The organism is Microbacterium sp. zg.B48, from assembly GCF_024623505.1.
Lineage (GTDB): Bacteria > Actinomycetota > Actinomycetes > Actinomycetales > Microbacteriaceae > Microbacterium.
In genome coordinates, this window is record NZ_JANJFE010000002.1 from 1 (window position 1) to 14,774 (window position 14,774).

Here is a 14,774-nt window from a genome sequence, read left to right on the forward strand (position 1 = left end):
TATCGGACTGCGAGCTCCGCGGCGGCAGCGCCGGACGCGCTGGGGCGGTGGCCCCGACCGATCGGTCGGGGCCACGGCCTTCTCGATAGGTGCGGTCACCACATCGCGAATCGCTGAATGACAGTCTTGTCATTCGCGCTGGCGGTAGGCGATAATGGCAAGCACAACCGCACAGCCACGAACGCTCCGGATCAGGTCGTAGGGGAAGACGCACCTGACGAAACGGAGAGATCATGGCGACGACCAAGGCGCGTGGAGTGATCTTCATTCACTCCGCGCCACGTGCATTGTGCCCCCACCTCGAGTGGGCCGTCGGTCGCGCCCTCGGCCATCCGGTCAGTTTCGACTGGGCGGAACAGCCTGTGCTCTCGGGCAGCCGCCGCGCGGAGTTCTACTGGGAGGGGCCGGCCGGAACCGGTGCCGCCCTGGCGACGGCGATCCGGGGATGGGAGCATCTGCGGTTCGAGGTGAGCGAGGATCCCACCCCGCGCAGCGACGGCGGCAGGTGGCTGCACACTCCCGGCCTCGGCATCCACTACGCGCAGACCGACACTGCCGGCAATGTGGTGGTCGGCGAGGACCGCATCCGCTACGCCATGGAGCTGGCCGCCGGCGACCCCGTTGAGCTGCACCAGGAGCTGCAGGTCGCCCTCGGTGCGGCGTGGGACGCGGAGCTGGAGCCGTTCCGCCACGCGAGCGATGACGCATCCGTGGTCTGGCTGCACAAGGTGAGCTAGACCCGAAGAGGCTTCAGGCGGATCGAGGCGCCACTACCGGCAGTCGGAGGCCGACAATCCCGGATGCCGAGACCGCGAATCGCCGCCTGATACGACAGACGCCCCCGCGTCGTTCGCGGGGGCGTCTTCGTGCGGCGGATCAGACCGATGCGAAAGCCACGACGGCGTTGTGCCCGCCGAAGCCGAACGAATTGCTGATGGCCAGCTGGGGACCGTCACCGAGCGGGATCGCCGAGCCGGAGACGCGCAGCGGGATGTCGGGGTCCTGCGTGGTCAGGTTGATCGTCGGGGGGGCTTGCCCGTCGCGAAGCGCCAGGATCGTGAAGATCGCCTCCAGCGCACCCGTTCCACCGAGCAGGTGGCCGGTCGAGGCCTTGGTCGCCGACACCGGGATCTCGTGTACCCGATCGCCGAAGACGCTCAGCAGCGCCCGGTACTCCGCGATGTCGCCGGTCGGGGTCGAGGTGGCGTGCGCGTTGATGTGCGTGACGTCGTCCACCGACGCACCGGCCGCCTCGAGCGCGAGGCGGACCGCCCGGGATGCCCCCAGACCCTCCGGCTCCGGCGCGGTGATGTGGTACGAGTCGGCGGTGATGCCGCCGCCCGCCACGACGGCGTAGATCTTCGCCCCGCGCGCTCGTGCGTGCTCCTCGGTCTCCAGGACGACGGCGGCGGCACCTTCGCCCATGACGAAGCCGTCACGGTCGACGCTGTACGGGCGTGAGGCGTGCCCAGGATCGTCGTTGCGCCGGGACAGCGCCTGCATGGACGCGAAGGAGGCAACGGTGATCGGGTGGATCGCGGACTCCGTGCCTCCTGCGATCACGATGTCGGCCAGACCGAGCCGCAGATGCTCGAGAGCATTGACGATCGACTCCGTGCTCGACGCGCAGGCTGACGCGACGGTGCGTGCATACGCTCGGGCGTTCAGATGCATCGACACCGCCGCCGCCGCCGCATTCGGCATCAGCATCGGGACGGTCATCGGCATCACGCGCCGAGGGCCCTTCTCGCGCAGAGTGTCCCACGCATCCAGCAGTGTCCAGACGCCGCCGATGCCGGTGGCGAAGTCGACTCCGAACCGTTCCGGCTCGACATCCGGACTGCCGGCGTCCGCCCAGGCCTCACGTGCCGCGACGAGCGCGAACTGCGCGGCGGGATCCAGGCGCTTGGCTTCTGGGCGTTCGAGCACCGTCTCGGGACGAACCAGCGCCTCTGCGGCGAAGGTCACGGGCAGCTCGTACTGAGACACCCATTCGTAGTCGAGGGTGCGCGCACCCGAGGCGCCGCTCATCAGGGCGGACCAGCTCTCCGGAGCGGTCCCTCCGATCGGAGACGACGCTCCGATCCCGGTGACGACGATGCGTGACGTGGTCATGTAGGTGAGTCCTTGTTCCTTGCAGTCAGGGCCGACAGCCCACGGCTGATGTGCCGGTGGGGGCACGCGGCCCCCACCGGTTGCGCTCACGCCTGGTTCGACGTGATGAAGGTGACGGCGTCGCCGACGGTCTTGAGGTTCTTTACCTCGTCGTCGGGGATCGTGACGCCGAACTTCTCCTCGGCATTGACGACGATCGTCATCATCGAGATCGAGTCGATGTCGAGGTCATCCGTGAAGGACTTCTCGAGGGCTACCTCGTCTGTCGAGATCCCCGTCTCGTCGGTGATGAGCTCGGCGAGTCCGGCGAGGACTTCGTCGTTGCTGAATGCCATTGTTTCTCCTGTTCTTCGGCGGTGCCCCGTCGGGGCCTGTTCAGTCTAGGGTCGGGTCCCGTCTGCCTCAGGGCAGGACGACGACCTGCGCGCCGAAGACGAGTCCGGCACCGAACCCGATCTGCAGAACGAGACCCCCGCTCAGTTCGGGGTGCTCTTCGAGCAGGCGGTGCGTGGCGAGGGGGATGGAGGCGGCCGAGGTGTTGCCGGTCGTCTCGATGTCGCGACCGATGACGACGCCTTCGGGCAGCTTGAGCTGCTTGGCGAACTCGTCGATGATGCGCATGTTGGCCTGGTGGGGCACGAACGCAGCCAGATCGGATGCTTCGACCCCGGCCGCGGCGAGAGCCTGACGCGCGACCTTCACCATGTCCCACACGGCCCAGCGGAAGACCGCAGGACCCTCTTGGCGGAGGGTCGGCCACGGTGCTTGGCCGTAGCGGAACTCGTTGAGCGTGTGGTTCATTCCGACCGCATCGGCGCGTGAGCCGTCCGAGCCCCACACGGTGGGGCCGATGCCCGGGGTCTCACTGGGCCCGATCACGACGGCGCCGGCGCCGTCGCCGAGCAGGAAGGAGATGCTGCGATCGGCCGGGTCCACGATGTCGCTCAGCTTCTCGGCGCCGACCACGACCACGTAGTTCGCCGCGCCGCCGCGGATCAGCGCGTCGGCCTGGGTGACGCCGTACGCGAATCCCGCGCAGGCGGCATTGATGTCGTAGGCGGCGGCCGGGTTCGCTCCGATCCGGTCGGCCACGATCGCCGAGACGGAGGGGGTCTGCTTCGGGTTGCTGACCGTGGCGACGATCACCGCGTCGATCTGCTGCGGATCCACGCCGGAGCGGGCGACGGCTTCGGCCGCGGCATCCGTCGCAAGCTCGATGGCGGTCGTCTCGGGCACGGCGCGGGTGCGCGTGATGATGCCGGTGCGCTGACGGATCCACTCATCGCTGGAATCGATCGGCCCGATCAGGTCGTCGTTGGGCACCGAGAGCTCCCCGCGGGCGGCGCCGTAGGAGTAGATGCGCGTGTGCGCCGGCCCGGTCGGCTGGGTGAGCGTGCGTGTCATGCGGAGTCTCCGGTCATGCGTCGGTGCCGTTCATGCTGCGACGCTGCGGAGCAGCGCCTGTGCGGCGGAAAGGTCGTCGGGCGTCTTGACGGCGACACCCGGCACGCCTCGCAGCGCACGCTTGGCCAGGCCGATGAGGGTTCCGGCCGGGGAGAGCTCCACGATTCCGGTGACATCGTCGGCGGCGAAGGCCGCCATGCACAGATCCCACCGCACCGGCGAGGCGACCTGGTCGACCAGCAGGTCGACGAACTCTGCGCCGGAGCCGATGCTCGCCCCGTCCCGGTTCGACCAGATCCTCCGGTCAGGGTCCGCGGGGGTGATCGCGCCGGCGGCCTGACGGAGTGCGTCCACGGCGGGGGCCATATAGCGGGTGTGGAAGGCGCCCGCGACCTGCAGCGGAATGACCCGGGTCCCGGCCGGCGGGTCGGCGGCCAGAGCCTGCAGGGCGGGCAGTGACCCCGCGGCGACGAGCTGGCCGGCGCCGTTGTAGTTCGCGGGAGTCAGGTCCAGCTCGTCCAGTCGCGCGACGATGGCATCCTGGTCGCCGCCGATGATCGCGCTCATTCCGGTCTGCTCGGCCGAGGCGGCCTCGGCCATCGCCCGGCCGCGGATCCCTACGAGGCGCAGCGCATCCTCTTCGCTCAACACCCCGGCGGCCGCTGCGGCGGCGAACTCGCCCACGGAGTGACCGGCGACGCCTGCGAAGGCGTCGCGGTCTGCCACCGCACCCCACGACAGCAGGCTGGCGGCGACGATGAGAGGCTGCGCGACCTGGGTGTCGCGGATGCGCTCAGCGTCCCACTCCGTCCCGGCGGCGGTCAGATCCACCCCGGCCCACTCGGAGTACTCGGCCAGACGATCGGCAGCGCCGTCGAGCTGAAGCCACGGTGTGAGGAACCCCGGTGTCTGGGAGCCCTGCCCGGGAAAGACGGCGATGATCACTGTTCCATCCTGCCAAGGATCGAACAGACGCCTCTGGCGATCTCGTCACAAGAATCGACGCGACCTTTGTGAGTGGCGTACAGCCTCATCCGGTTACTCGTCGGAGGGAGGGGACGCGTCGGCGGGTGGTGTCCGTTCCGATGGAGCCCAGGATGAGGGCCGTCTGCAGGATGAGCGCCTCGCGCGGCCCGGTCGCGTCCCAGCCGATGACATCCGATACGCGCTTGAGACGGTAGCGGACCGTGTTGGGGTGGACGAACAGCTCGCGGGCGGTGGCTTCCAGCGAACGCCCGTTGTCCAGGTAGCTCCACAGCGTGGTGACCAGGTCGGCGCTGTGCGCCTGCAGCGGGCGGTAGATGCGCTCGACCAGCGTCTGCTTGGCCAGCGGGTCGCCGGCCAGCGCCCGCTCCGGCAGCAGGTCATCCGCCTCGACCGGGCGTGGCGCATTGCGCCACGCCCGCGCGACTGCGAAACCGGCGAGTGCGGCCCGTGCGCTCTGGCTCGCATCGACGAGGGCGGGCACCGCCGGCCCGAGGACCAGGTATCCCGGCCCGAAGCCGGGCTCGAGCCGCTTGGCGATCTCGGGGAAGGGCAATTCGGGTTCGTCCTCCGGGCGCCCGGGCAGCTCGGCGCGGCCCAGGACCAGCACGAGGCGCGATCCCTGCACGCCGATGAGCACGTCGACTCCGAGCTTGCGCGCGGTCCGGCGCAGCTGGTCGACGTCGAACTGCGGGGGAGTGGTGCCCACCAGCACCGCAACCTCCCCATGGCCGTGCCAGCCCAGTGCGGCGATGCGGCTCGGCAGCTCCTCGTCCGCCTCGCCGGTCAGGATCGAATCGACGACCAGCGCCTCCAGGCGCGCATCCCACAGCCCTCGAGCCTCTGCAGCGCGGGCGTAGACGTCTGCCGCGGCGAACGCCACCTCACGCGAGTACAGGAGGATGCCTTCGCGAAGGTCGTTGCCCTTGCCCGCGACACGCTGCTCGGTGACCTCGACGGTGACGCGGATGAGCTGCAGAGTCTGGGTGAGGCTCACACTGCGCAGCAGTTCGCGGGGGGCGGCAGCGAAGATGTCCGCGGCGATCCAGGGTGTCGAGTCCGGGTCGTCGTACCACTGGATGAATGACGAGATGCCCGCCTGCGCGACCAGCCCGACGGCCGATCGGCGCGCCGGCGGCATCTCCGCGTACCAGGGGAGGGTCTCCTCCAGCCGCCGGTTCGTCGCCGTCGCCAGATCGCCCGAGATGCGACGCAGCCATGCGAGCGTCTCGGTCTTGTCCATCTGTGCCGGACGAGATGCCATCCCTGGGTCAGCTCTCGCCGCCCGCGTTGCCGCTGGTGCCGGCGGTCACGTCGTGCAGCCGGTACTTCTCGATCGCCTGGGCGGCGAGCGACGCGTCGACCGCGCCGTCCTGCGCCAGCGACTGCAGGGTCCGCACCACCACGGACGGTCCGTCGATCTTGAAGAACCGGCGAGCCGCCGCACGCGTGTCCGAGAACCCGAAACCGTCGGCGCCGAGCGTTGCGAACCGGTGCTGAACCCACGGACGGATCTGGTCCTGCACGGCGTGCATGTAGTCGCTCACGGCCACGACGGGACCCGGCGTGTCGCGCAGCTTCTCGGTGATGTACGCGGTGCGCGGCTCCTCTTGCGGGTGCAGGAAGTTGTGCTCGTCGGCGGCCAGGCCGTCTCGGCGCAACTCGGTCCACGAGGTGACGGACCAGACGTCGGCGATCACGCCCCAGTCGTTCTTGAGCAACTGCTGCGCCTCCAGGGCCCACGGGACTCCGACGCCGGACGCCAGAAGCTGCGCGCGCGGGCCGTCACCCTCGCCCACGGAGATTCGGTGGATGCCGCGGACGATGCCGTCCACGTCCACATCCGCCGGCTCGGCGGGCTGCAGAAGCGGCTCGTTGTAGACGGTCAGGTAGTACATCACGTTCGGGTCGGGGTGTGCGCCGCCGTACATGCGGTCCAGGCCCGCGCGGACGATATGGGCGATCTCGTAGCCGTAGGCGGGGTCGTACGACACGGTCGCCGGGTTCGTCGAGGCGAGCAGGTGCGAGTGACCGTCGGCGTGCTGCAGCCCCTCACCGGTCAGCGTGGTCCGACCGGCCGTCGCGCCGATGACGAAGCCGCGTGCCATCTGGTCGCCGGCAGCCCACTGGGCGTCGCCGGTGCGCTGGAATCCGAACATCGAATAGAAGATGTAAACCGGGATCAGGGGTTCGCCGTGAGTGGAGTAGGAGGTTCCCACTCCCGTGAACGCGGCAACCGCACCGGCCTCGTTGATGCCGACGTGCAGGATCTGCCCCTGCGGGCTCTCCTTGTACGCGAGCAGCAGCTCACGGTCGACGGAGGTGTAGTTCTGCCCGTTCGGGTTGTAGATCTTCGCCGTCGGGAAGAACGCATCCATGCCGAACGTGCGCGCCTCGTCGGGAATGATCGGCACGATGCGGTGGCCGAAGTCCTTGGCCCGCAGCAGGTCCTTCAGCAGGCGGACGAACGCCATGGTCGTGGCGATCTCCTGGGTGCCGGAGCCCTTCTTCGGCTGTGCGTACGCGGAATCGCCGGGAAGCGTCAGCCCGACATGGGTCGAACGGCGCTCGGGCACGAAGCCGCCCAGCGCGCGCCGACGCTCCATGAGGTACTGGATCGTCTCGTCCTGCTGACCGGGGTTGTAGTACGGCGGCAGATACGGGTTCTCCTCGAGCTGAGCATCCGAGATCGGGATGTGCATGCCGTCCCGGAAGTGCTTCAGATCGTCGAGTGTCATCTTCTTCATCTGGTGCGTCGCGTTGCGCCCTTCGAAGTGGGGCCCGAGCCCATAGCCCTTGATCGTCTTGGCGATGATCACGGTGGGCTGCCCCTTGTGCTCAACGGCAGCCTTGTACGCCGCGTACACCTTGCGGTAGTCGTGACCGCCGCGCTTGAGTCCCCAGACCTGGTCGTCGGTGTAGTCCTTGACCAGCGCGAGCGCCCGCTCATCCCGGCCGAAGAAGTTCTCGCGCACGTACGCGCCGTTCTCGCTCTTGAAGGTCTGGTAATCGCCGTCCGGGGTGATGTTCATCAGGTTCAGCAGCGCGCCATCGGTGTCGCGGGCCAGGAGATCGTCCCATTCGCGGCCCCACACGACCTTGATGACATTCCACCCGGCGCCGCGGAAGAAGCTCTCCAGCTCCTGGATGATCTTTCCGTTGCCGCGCACCGGGCCGTCCAGGCGCTGCAGGTTGGCGTTGATGACGAAGGTCAGATTGTCCAGGCCCTCGTTTGCGGCGACCTGCAGCTGCCCGCGGCTTTCGACCTCGTCCATTTCGCCGTCGCCGAGGAACGCCCAGACGTGGGATTCCCCGACGTCTTTGATGCCCCGGTTCGTGAGGTACTTGTTCGTCATCGCCTGGTAGATCGCGTTGATGGGGCCCAGGCCCATCGACACGGTCGGGAATTGCCAGAACTCCGGCATGAGCCGGGGGTGAGGATAGGACGGGATGCCATTGGGGGCCGCCGACTTCTCCTGGCGGAAGCCGTCCAGCTGCGCCTCGGTGAGGCGTCCCTCCAGGAATGCGCGCGCGTAGGTGCCCGGGGACGCGTGGCCCTGAACGAAGATCTGATCGCCACCGGAGGGATGGTCGGCGCCGCGGAAGAAGTGGTTGAAGCCCACCTCGTAGAGCGCGGCCGAAGACGCGTACGTCGAGATGTGTCCGCCGACGCCGATCCCCGGTCGCTGGGCGCGGTGGACCGTGACCGCGGCGTTCCAGCGGATCCAGGCCCGGTAGCGACGCTCGATCTCCTCGTCACCGGGGAAGTCGGGCTCGTTCTCGGGAGCGATCGTATTGATGTAGTCCGTGGTGGGGACCATCGGCACACCCAGATGCAGATCCTTCGAGCGCTTCAGCAGGCTGAGCATGATCTCGCGCGCCCGGCCGTGGCCTTTCGCGGCGACGAGCTGCTCGAGCGACTCCTGCCATTCGGCGGTCTCGTCGGGATCGCTGTCGAGGGCGCCTTGGGAGTAGGGATCCTGGTCGTGAACAGTCACGGAAGACCTTTCGTCGTCTGGCAGATCGTGCCAGGTAATCGCAGGTGATGCGGCGCAGGCTTTGTTCAGCAGACACAAACGCACCGACTGTCAGCCTAGCGAGTCCTGTGTGGGCGCAGGCGTCCTGGTCGCCACGTTCTAGACTTGCCGCGAGGGCCTTTAGCTCAGCTGGTAGAGCGCCACGTTTACACCGTGGATGTCGTCGGTTCGATCCCGGCAGGGCCCACCCAGAAAACACTGGGGACGCGAGCTGTGCCCCGCTCTCAGGAAACCGGACGCGGCCCCCCAGCGGCCCCCGCGAATGGTGAGTTGCGTTCGCAGTGCGTTCATCCTCCGGTCGTCCGCGGAGCGATCAAGACAGGCCACTCGCCGTCACTGCGCAACGTCGCACGCACGGCACTCGTTGCTGCGAATGCATCAGAGTGCATCCTCAGTTCCACTACCGGGGAGTCGTATGTCCGCGAGTCGGACGTTCGGGCGTCCGTTTGACGCACCCGACTGCGACAATCCATGCGGGCGGGTCTTTCGGACACCTTTCAACGACAGCCGCAAGCGCACGCGTGTCGCGGCGACAATCAGACATAGCTGTCGCAGTGACCGACCGGTGATCGGGTACGTGCGAGCGCGACGGACCGTAGATCTCGAGCTGCGCGCCGAGCGCCATCGCCTCCATGGTCGACTCGATGGGCAGGCCGTACAACTCGCCCGCCCAGCCCTCGAGCACCTGGGAGCTCGTCATCGCGCAGGTCGCGGCCCCAGCTCGATGAGCGCGGCGGTGTGACGGGCGATGCGGGTGATCTGGGCAGTGGTCTTGTCCAGAGTGGCGGATGCGTCGATGCCCAGCACCCGCCGCCTGATGCCCGTGAGGTCCTCGAGCGCGGCGAAACCCGCGAGCATCCCCGCATGCGTCGACCCGGTGACAGTGCACACGATGGTCGTGTCGAACGTGATGCCGAGCGCCTTCTCCTACTCGGCGAGCTCGAAGGCCCAGTTCGCGAACCCCAGCCCGCCGAGCGGGTGCTCGGACGCGCCGGTGGGTATCGGGTAAGGCGTGCCGCCGGATGCCTCGACCTCTGCGAGCGCGGACTTCGACGAGTCGCGACGCCGATGTCGAACCCCGCGTCATCCAGCCGGGAGTCGGCGCCCATCATGCGGGAGAGGAGGATGTTGCCGACCCTGTCGTTGCTCGGGTCGTCCCACGGCACCCACTTCTCCTGCACGAGACGCGCCTTCAGGCCCAGGGTGTGCCGCGACCGCCGGACCCGGCGCGTGTGGTTGGACTGGTACCCGCCGATCGAGACGAGGGTGTCGGCGCCCGATGCGAGCACATCGGGGACGATGTACCCGAGCTTGCGCACCTTGTTTCCGCCGTACGCGAGACCACTCGAGACGTCATCGCGCTTGGCCTAGACCTGCGCGCCCTCAGGTGCTGGGTAGTTCGTTTCAGGTGCTGGAGCGGACTCGGTCCGAACGTGAGCGGGTAGCGGGGAACTCGGCAAGCTTCATGGCACGTCGTCCTCGGGTCGGCGGTCGGTGTTCCCAGTCTCCGCCATGCCCACTCCACTCTGCGTGAGAAGGCGGGTCTGTATGGCTTCCGCGGCGTGTCTCCCGACACTTCTGCCTTCTCGCGAGAGCAGTCGGGGAGATTCTGCTGCCAGTTATGAACCATCCGTGCGATCACGGACACTACAGGGTATGAGCGATGCTGATGCGGAGTTGTGGGTGCGGGTGCGCGCGGGCGATGAATCCGCGCTCGGTGCCCTCTTCGATCGACACGAGGCCCGACTGTTCCGCCACGCTTGCCGTCTGCTCACCACGCGAGAAGACGCGAAGGATGCCGTCACCATCGCCTTCTTCGAGCTGTGGCGCAAACGCGCCTCCGTGCGCTTGGTCGATGGGTCGCCGCTGCCGTGGCTGCTGAACACCGTGTCGCATTCGGCGCGCAACCTCGAGCGGTCCGGTCGTCGCTACCGGGCACTGATCGCCCACTCGCCGGTCGGCGATCACGCAGCGGCACCACGCGCTTCCGATGAGAGCGGCGTTCTGGCGGCGTTGAAGAGGCTCCCGGCACGGGAGCAGAGCGTCATCGTCCTCACTGTGCTGGAGGGATATCCGGAGCGGGCGACCGCGGAAACCCTCGGCATCCCCGTGGGGACGGTCAAATCACGACTCGCGCGGGCGAAGGCGAAGCTGCGCGACGAGATGAAGGCGATGGAGGCATCATGGGCATGAACGACGACGGTCTCTCCCCGCGGGAGCACGCGGAGATGCGGGACCTGGTCCTCGCCGGCACCCAGCGAATCAAGCCTGCGGGTGCACACCGCAATCAGTTCGTCGCAGCCACGCTCGCGCTGGTGCTGGTCGGCGCCGTGACGGGCGCCGCGATCACGACCGCGGCGATCTTCGGAACCGACACGACCGCGACCACGCCGACTCCTTCGCCGACGGTGACGGTGACGGTGACCCCGACGCCTACCGCAACTCCGACGCCGACGGCTACGCCGCCGCCGGTGCCCGCCGAGGCCGGCACAGCGTTCGGCGGCGATTGCGCCAACTCTCTAAGACCCGAGGAGGTCGCAGCCGCCATCGGCGTAGACATGGTCCTCCACGAGCCTGCGTGGCGATCCGGAGCGGAGGGCCTATTGGGAGGGCTGGTCTGCACCTGGACCGACCCGAATGGATACGCGAGCCCGACGGTCCGGCTGATCTCTTATCCCGCGTCACTCGTGCCCGTTGACATCCAAGCGGCGCCGGCCCTCTGCGGGGGCGAGGAAAACATTTGCACGATCAGCGGCGCTTCGGGGGACACCTGGCTGTACATGAGCATCAGCCCTGCAGTCGAAGAGACCGTCGGCCGAGATCTGTGGGAGACCGCTGTGTCACGCGCCGGCAAGTTCGCCGCACCGCGATCGGAACCCCGCACGGCCGATTGGTGGCCGACGACATCGTGCGAGCAGCTCGAGCAAAATGTGGATCTGCTCGCGGTGACCGGGTGGCAGTCGATCAGTTACACCCCGCTGCATGACGCCAACTCGCGGACGCCTTGGTCTCTGCCGGAGCGAGTGGGTGGAGTCAGCTGGTGCCAGTTCACAGGAAACCCGCCTGGGAGTGGGCTCCACGGGGTCGGCATCTCGATTCGGGTCATCCCGGGTGGCGGGAAGTACTTCTCGCAGATCGCCGCGTCCGAGGGCGCGACGACCGTCGAGGTGGAGGGAGCGGTCGAGGCTGCCGAGGTCCGCGACGACGACCTGTGGGAAGGGCATTACGCGAAAACGGTCGCCACCGACGGCGTCAACCTTGTCATCGTGGGAATCAGCATGCTCGACGACAGTACGGCCGGCTCGCCGATCGCCGCCGCCGTGCTCGCTGCGATGTAACCGGTCGAGGCGGGGGCAGCACTCCTCCCATCTAGACTCGTCCCTCGTGGTCACCCGTCTCTCGCATCACTTCCTCCGCACCCTGCGCGAAGACCCGCCTGACGCCGAGGTCGCCTCGCACCGATGGCTCGTGCGTGCCGGCTACATCCGCCGCCAGGCCCCAGGCGTCTTCGCGTGGCTGCCGCTCAGTCTGGGTGGGCGCGACCGAGTACCTGGGCGTCCATTCGCGGAAGTCGCCGCCCTCGACGACGAAGTCGCGAATGAGTTCGTCGGTCTTGGCGTTCAGGGCGAATCTCCCGCACATCCCGCTTTTCTCCTTGCCATCACGCGGTTTTGTGCGGATCGAGTTGTCGCGTTGGTCGACCGGCAACCGGGCCACTACTTCGTCAGATCACAATCTGTCACGCCAGGGTCCGAACTCGCGTTGTACGTCGGCGAACGATTGAACCTCGTCCTGTAGGCGAAGCGCTATCCACTCTCCGTCGCGCAGCCACTTCTGCAGGTTCGCGTCGGTGTCCCACCCTTGGAACGGGTTGGCGTGTTCCTCGAAGAACGCTTGCCAGCCGGCTAGATCCTCGCCGAGTTCCTGACTCAGTCCGTACGTGGCCGGCGTCGTCGTGTAACCGACGTCCCACGTGGGCGTTGAGTCCTCCCAGAGCGGGTAGTCGCGGGAGTATTCCGGGAACAACCGGATCACCCGTCGGTGCGGCGGAATCTGCTCCATGAACTGCACGATACCCACGCCGGCGGATGCATGACCGGCGCGAGCGGTGAGCGTCGTTCTGAGGGACCGCCCTTCGGACGCACCTGTCTGCGTGGTCTCCGTACATGCCCCCATTGCGTCACGAAGTCGACATGCGTCCTGCTGAGGCCGTCGCCAACTTGCTCGACCCGCGGGGAGACAGGGTCGCATCGGTGATCCCACCCGGCTACGAATCGTATGTTGGCATTCTCAACCCGATTGAACTCAGAGACGGGTCCACCATCTCCTGGACCGAGACCGTGAGCAGAAACGGGTTCAAGCCTCACGCCTGGATGCAGTGGCCCGAATTCGAAGCCAGCAACCAAATTGAGTTCTGGAAGGAACCCGAAATGGGAAACCCGGCAGTCAGTCTCGTTCAGCACCTCATCGAGGCACTGCAACCGGATCGGAGCACGCACTACTTCGCCTCATGGGCCGGGTACGCCACGGAGATACAAGAACCAACCGTCGAGTTCTCCCCGTATCACCGTGAAATGGTGCTCTACACAGGCAACCTGGTCGATGAGGACCACGCTCCGCTCCTGCCGACCACGGCGACTGGCCGCGTGCCGATGTACTGGTGGCCCTCGGATCTTCGCTGGCTCGTCGACGCGACATCTACGCGCGAAGCCTCTTCGTCGGCTGCTCCGAGAGTACAGCGCAGAGAATCCTCGCAGATCAGAACCTCGACGCATACGCAGTGATGGCCTCAGACAAGGTCCTCAACGAAGAGTTCTGACGCGACCGCAGCAACGGCTGCGAATCACCGCCTGTCGCACGAGCGGATCGGCAATTGCACCTCCGTGGTTACGCCGTTGACCCTCGGGAGGACGGGATCTGCGCTCTCCAGAGAATCCAGGGTCCCGCCTGCAGGGCATCCTGAGTTGCGCCTCTACGGCTACGCGGGCACAGTCCCCCGCGCTGTCCACGCTGACCCCGTGACTTCGAACGGGGCGGGCGGCATCTCGGACCGAAGCGTGTGTTGCAATCGCAGCCGTCCCGCGTCGTCAAGCGACGCGATGTACGCCCCGACCGGACCCACGCCGCGCTCGTAGGGTTGCCACCAGTCTTCGAAGGTCGGATGAAGCACGCGCACCGTCAACACGGTCTCGGCGATCTCACGGAGCCCGGCCGCAGCCAGGTAGCGGCCGAGCTGTCCCCGTCGAGTACCCGGGCGCTCGGATTCGGACGGCGCGTCCGGATCGACCGTGCTGAGCACCTCCCAGAATTGACTAAGCGGACTGGTACCCCCGGCGTGGTCCCATACGCACGCTGCAACCACGCCGCCGGGGCGGACCACCCGCGCCACTTCCCGAAGGTCGTGCACCGGGTCGCTCATGAAGTGGACCACCAGTTGCGCCAACGCGACGTCGAACTCGGCATCTTCGAAGGGAAGATCGCCCGCAGCCGCCATCTCGATCCGTGCTCCCGGAAAGCGCTCCCGCGCCGCCGCTGAGTACGAGACTGAGGGCTCGACTCCGGTGACGGCCGCCGCTCCCAGTCGAGCGACGAGCTCCGCTGTCAGCGCCCCGGGCCCGCACCCCACATCGAGCACGCGCTGACCCTGCTGGACACCCGCAAAATCCGAAAATGGGGAGCTCAACAGCTCGGAATAGCGACCCATGAAGCGGTCGTAATCGACCGCTGCGCCCTCGAATCCCATGCGCACACCGTACGTCCCCCGACCCATCGGTGGAAGGGACCGCCCGAGCAGTGCAGGCAGCGGAAGCATCCTCCCGAGATCGGTACGCGCGAATAGTACGGCGCGCCACGAATCCACGCCGACCAGCACCACCCATCCGTGCCCTTCGGGAGCGGGTTGGCCGACCGCATTCATCCACGATTCGCCGACCAAACGATCATGCATCGGCGCCGACCTTGTTTGATGGCAGGGAGTTCACGTCCGTCGCTGACCTCTCGAGGCCGCACGCAGGAGGATCGTCAATTGCGGATCAAACTGATCGGGTGCCGCGGAGGATTCTCACGGTCCCGGTTACTCGTCCGCCCGTGAGTCCGTGTTTTTTCGCGCCGGTACGGTTGCTTTGTCTAAATAACGATCGTTTCTGACGACTGACCGCTCATCGGCCTGGGGCCGCCGCAGACGGAGCTGGAATGCCCTTTCGGTCGGGACCTACGGCTGGCTCTGCTCTAGTT

Annotated in this window: 13 protein-coding genes, 1 tRNA gene and 1 pseudogene; 5 read left to right on the plus strand and 10 right to left on the minus strand. The window is 67.4% G+C overall.

What is annotated here, in order from left to right; genetic code table 11:
- Positions 1-233 precede the first annotated feature (233 nt).
- Positions 234-737 carry a DUF3145 domain-containing protein gene (locus NQ152_RS00015; RefSeq protein ID WP_257503873.1) on the plus strand — a complete coding sequence of 168 codons (504 nt, stop codon included), beginning with the start codon at positions 234-236 and terminating at the stop codon, positions 735-737.
- A 139-nt stretch (positions 738-876) separates the two neighbouring features.
- On the opposite strand, the gene NQ152_RS00020 is transcribed toward NQ152_RS00015, so the two are convergent.
- From NQ152_RS00020 to aceE, 6 genes are all read right to left on the minus strand, one after another.
- A complete protein-coding gene (locus NQ152_RS00020) occupies positions 877-2,115 on the minus strand; it encodes a beta-ketoacyl synthase (protein ID WP_257522585.1) in 1,239 nt (412 codons plus the stop codon).
- A gap of 86 nt (positions 2,116-2,201) precedes the next feature.
- On the minus strand, positions 2,202-2,450 hold the full coding sequence (locus tag NQ152_RS00025) for an acyl carrier protein (protein ID WP_257503871.1): 249 nt from the start codon (positions 2,448-2,450) through the stop codon (positions 2,202-2,204).
- Between the two features lie 67 nt (positions 2,451-2,517).
- Positions 2,518-3,519, minus strand: coding sequence for a beta-ketoacyl-ACP synthase III (locus NQ152_RS00030; protein WP_257503870.1), 1,002 nt, complete (start codon positions 3,517-3,519; stop codon positions 2,518-2,520).
- A gap of 30 nt (positions 3,520-3,549) precedes the next feature.
- On the minus strand, positions 3,550-4,464 hold the full coding sequence (locus NQ152_RS00035) for an ACP S-malonyltransferase (RefSeq protein WP_257522586.1): 915 nt from the start codon (positions 4,462-4,464) through the stop codon (positions 3,550-3,552).
- Between the two features lie 85 nt (positions 4,465-4,549).
- Entirely contained in the window at positions 4,550-5,767 is a 1,218-nt protein-coding gene (locus NQ152_RS00040; RefSeq protein WP_257503868.1) for a CdaR family transcriptional regulator, read from the minus strand.
- Positions 5,768-5,774: 7 nt separating this feature from the next.
- Positions 5,775-8,501 carry a pyruvate dehydrogenase (acetyl-transferring), homodimeric type gene (gene aceE, locus NQ152_RS00045; protein WP_257503867.1) on the minus strand — a complete coding sequence of 909 codons (2,727 nt, stop codon included), beginning with the start codon at positions 8,499-8,501 and terminating at the stop codon, positions 5,775-5,777.
- A gap of 153 nt (positions 8,502-8,654) precedes the next feature.
- On the opposite strand from aceE, the gene NQ152_RS00050 reads away from it, so the two are divergent.
- Positions 8,655-8,727: transfer RNA gene (locus NQ152_RS00050), tRNA-Val, on the plus strand.
- Between the two features lie 414 nt (positions 8,728-9,141).
- Here NQ152_RS00050 and NQ152_RS00055 read toward each other — a convergent pair.
- Positions 9,142-10,044: pseudogene (locus NQ152_RS00055) on the minus strand (pyridoxal-phosphate dependent enzyme); the annotation flags it as partial.
- A gap of 152 nt (positions 10,045-10,196) precedes the next feature.
- On the opposite strand from NQ152_RS00055, the gene NQ152_RS00060 reads away from it, so the two are divergent.
- Both NQ152_RS00060 and NQ152_RS00065 read left to right on the plus strand, forming a co-directional pair.
- Positions 10,197-10,733 (plus strand): RNA polymerase sigma factor, encoded by a 537-nt coding sequence (locus NQ152_RS00060; RefSeq protein ID WP_257522587.1) that lies wholly within the window; start codon positions 10,197-10,199, stop codon positions 10,731-10,733.
- On the plus strand, positions 10,730-11,878 hold the full coding sequence (locus NQ152_RS00065) for a hypothetical protein (RefSeq protein WP_257522588.1): 1,149 nt from the start codon (positions 10,730-10,732) through the stop codon (positions 11,876-11,878). Before NQ152_RS00060 ends, NQ152_RS00065 begins: the two co-directional genes overlap by 4 nt.
- Positions 11,879-11,909: 31 nt before the next feature.
- Here NQ152_RS00065 and NQ152_RS17195 read toward each other — a convergent pair whose 3' ends face one another.
- Together NQ152_RS17195 and NQ152_RS00075 are read right to left on the minus strand one after the other, a co-directional pair.
- The gene (locus NQ152_RS17195) at positions 11,910-12,182 is read right to left on the minus strand and encodes an SOS response-associated peptidase (RefSeq protein ID WP_257503881.1); all 273 of its coding nucleotides are present in this window, start codon (positions 12,180-12,182) and stop codon (positions 11,910-11,912) included.
- 87 nt (positions 12,183-12,269) lie between these two features.
- Positions 12,270-12,602, minus strand: a complete 333-nt coding sequence (locus tag NQ152_RS00075) for a hypothetical protein (protein ID WP_257503864.1) — start codon at positions 12,600-12,602, stop codon at positions 12,270-12,272.
- A 131-nt stretch (positions 12,603-12,733) separates the two neighbouring features.
- Here NQ152_RS00075 and NQ152_RS00080 point away from each other — a divergent pair, with 131 nt between their 5' ends.
- Positions 12,734-13,324 (plus strand): hypothetical protein, encoded by a 591-nt coding sequence (locus NQ152_RS00080; RefSeq protein WP_257522589.1) that lies wholly within the window; start codon positions 12,734-12,736, stop codon positions 13,322-13,324.
- Positions 13,325-13,518: 194 nt separating this feature from the next.
- On the opposite strand, the gene NQ152_RS00085 is transcribed toward NQ152_RS00080, so the two are convergent.
- A complete protein-coding gene (locus NQ152_RS00085) occupies positions 13,519-14,283 on the minus strand; it encodes a class I SAM-dependent methyltransferase (protein ID WP_257508168.1) in 765 nt (254 codons plus the stop codon).
- Between the last annotated feature and the right edge of the window lie 491 nt (positions 14,284-14,774).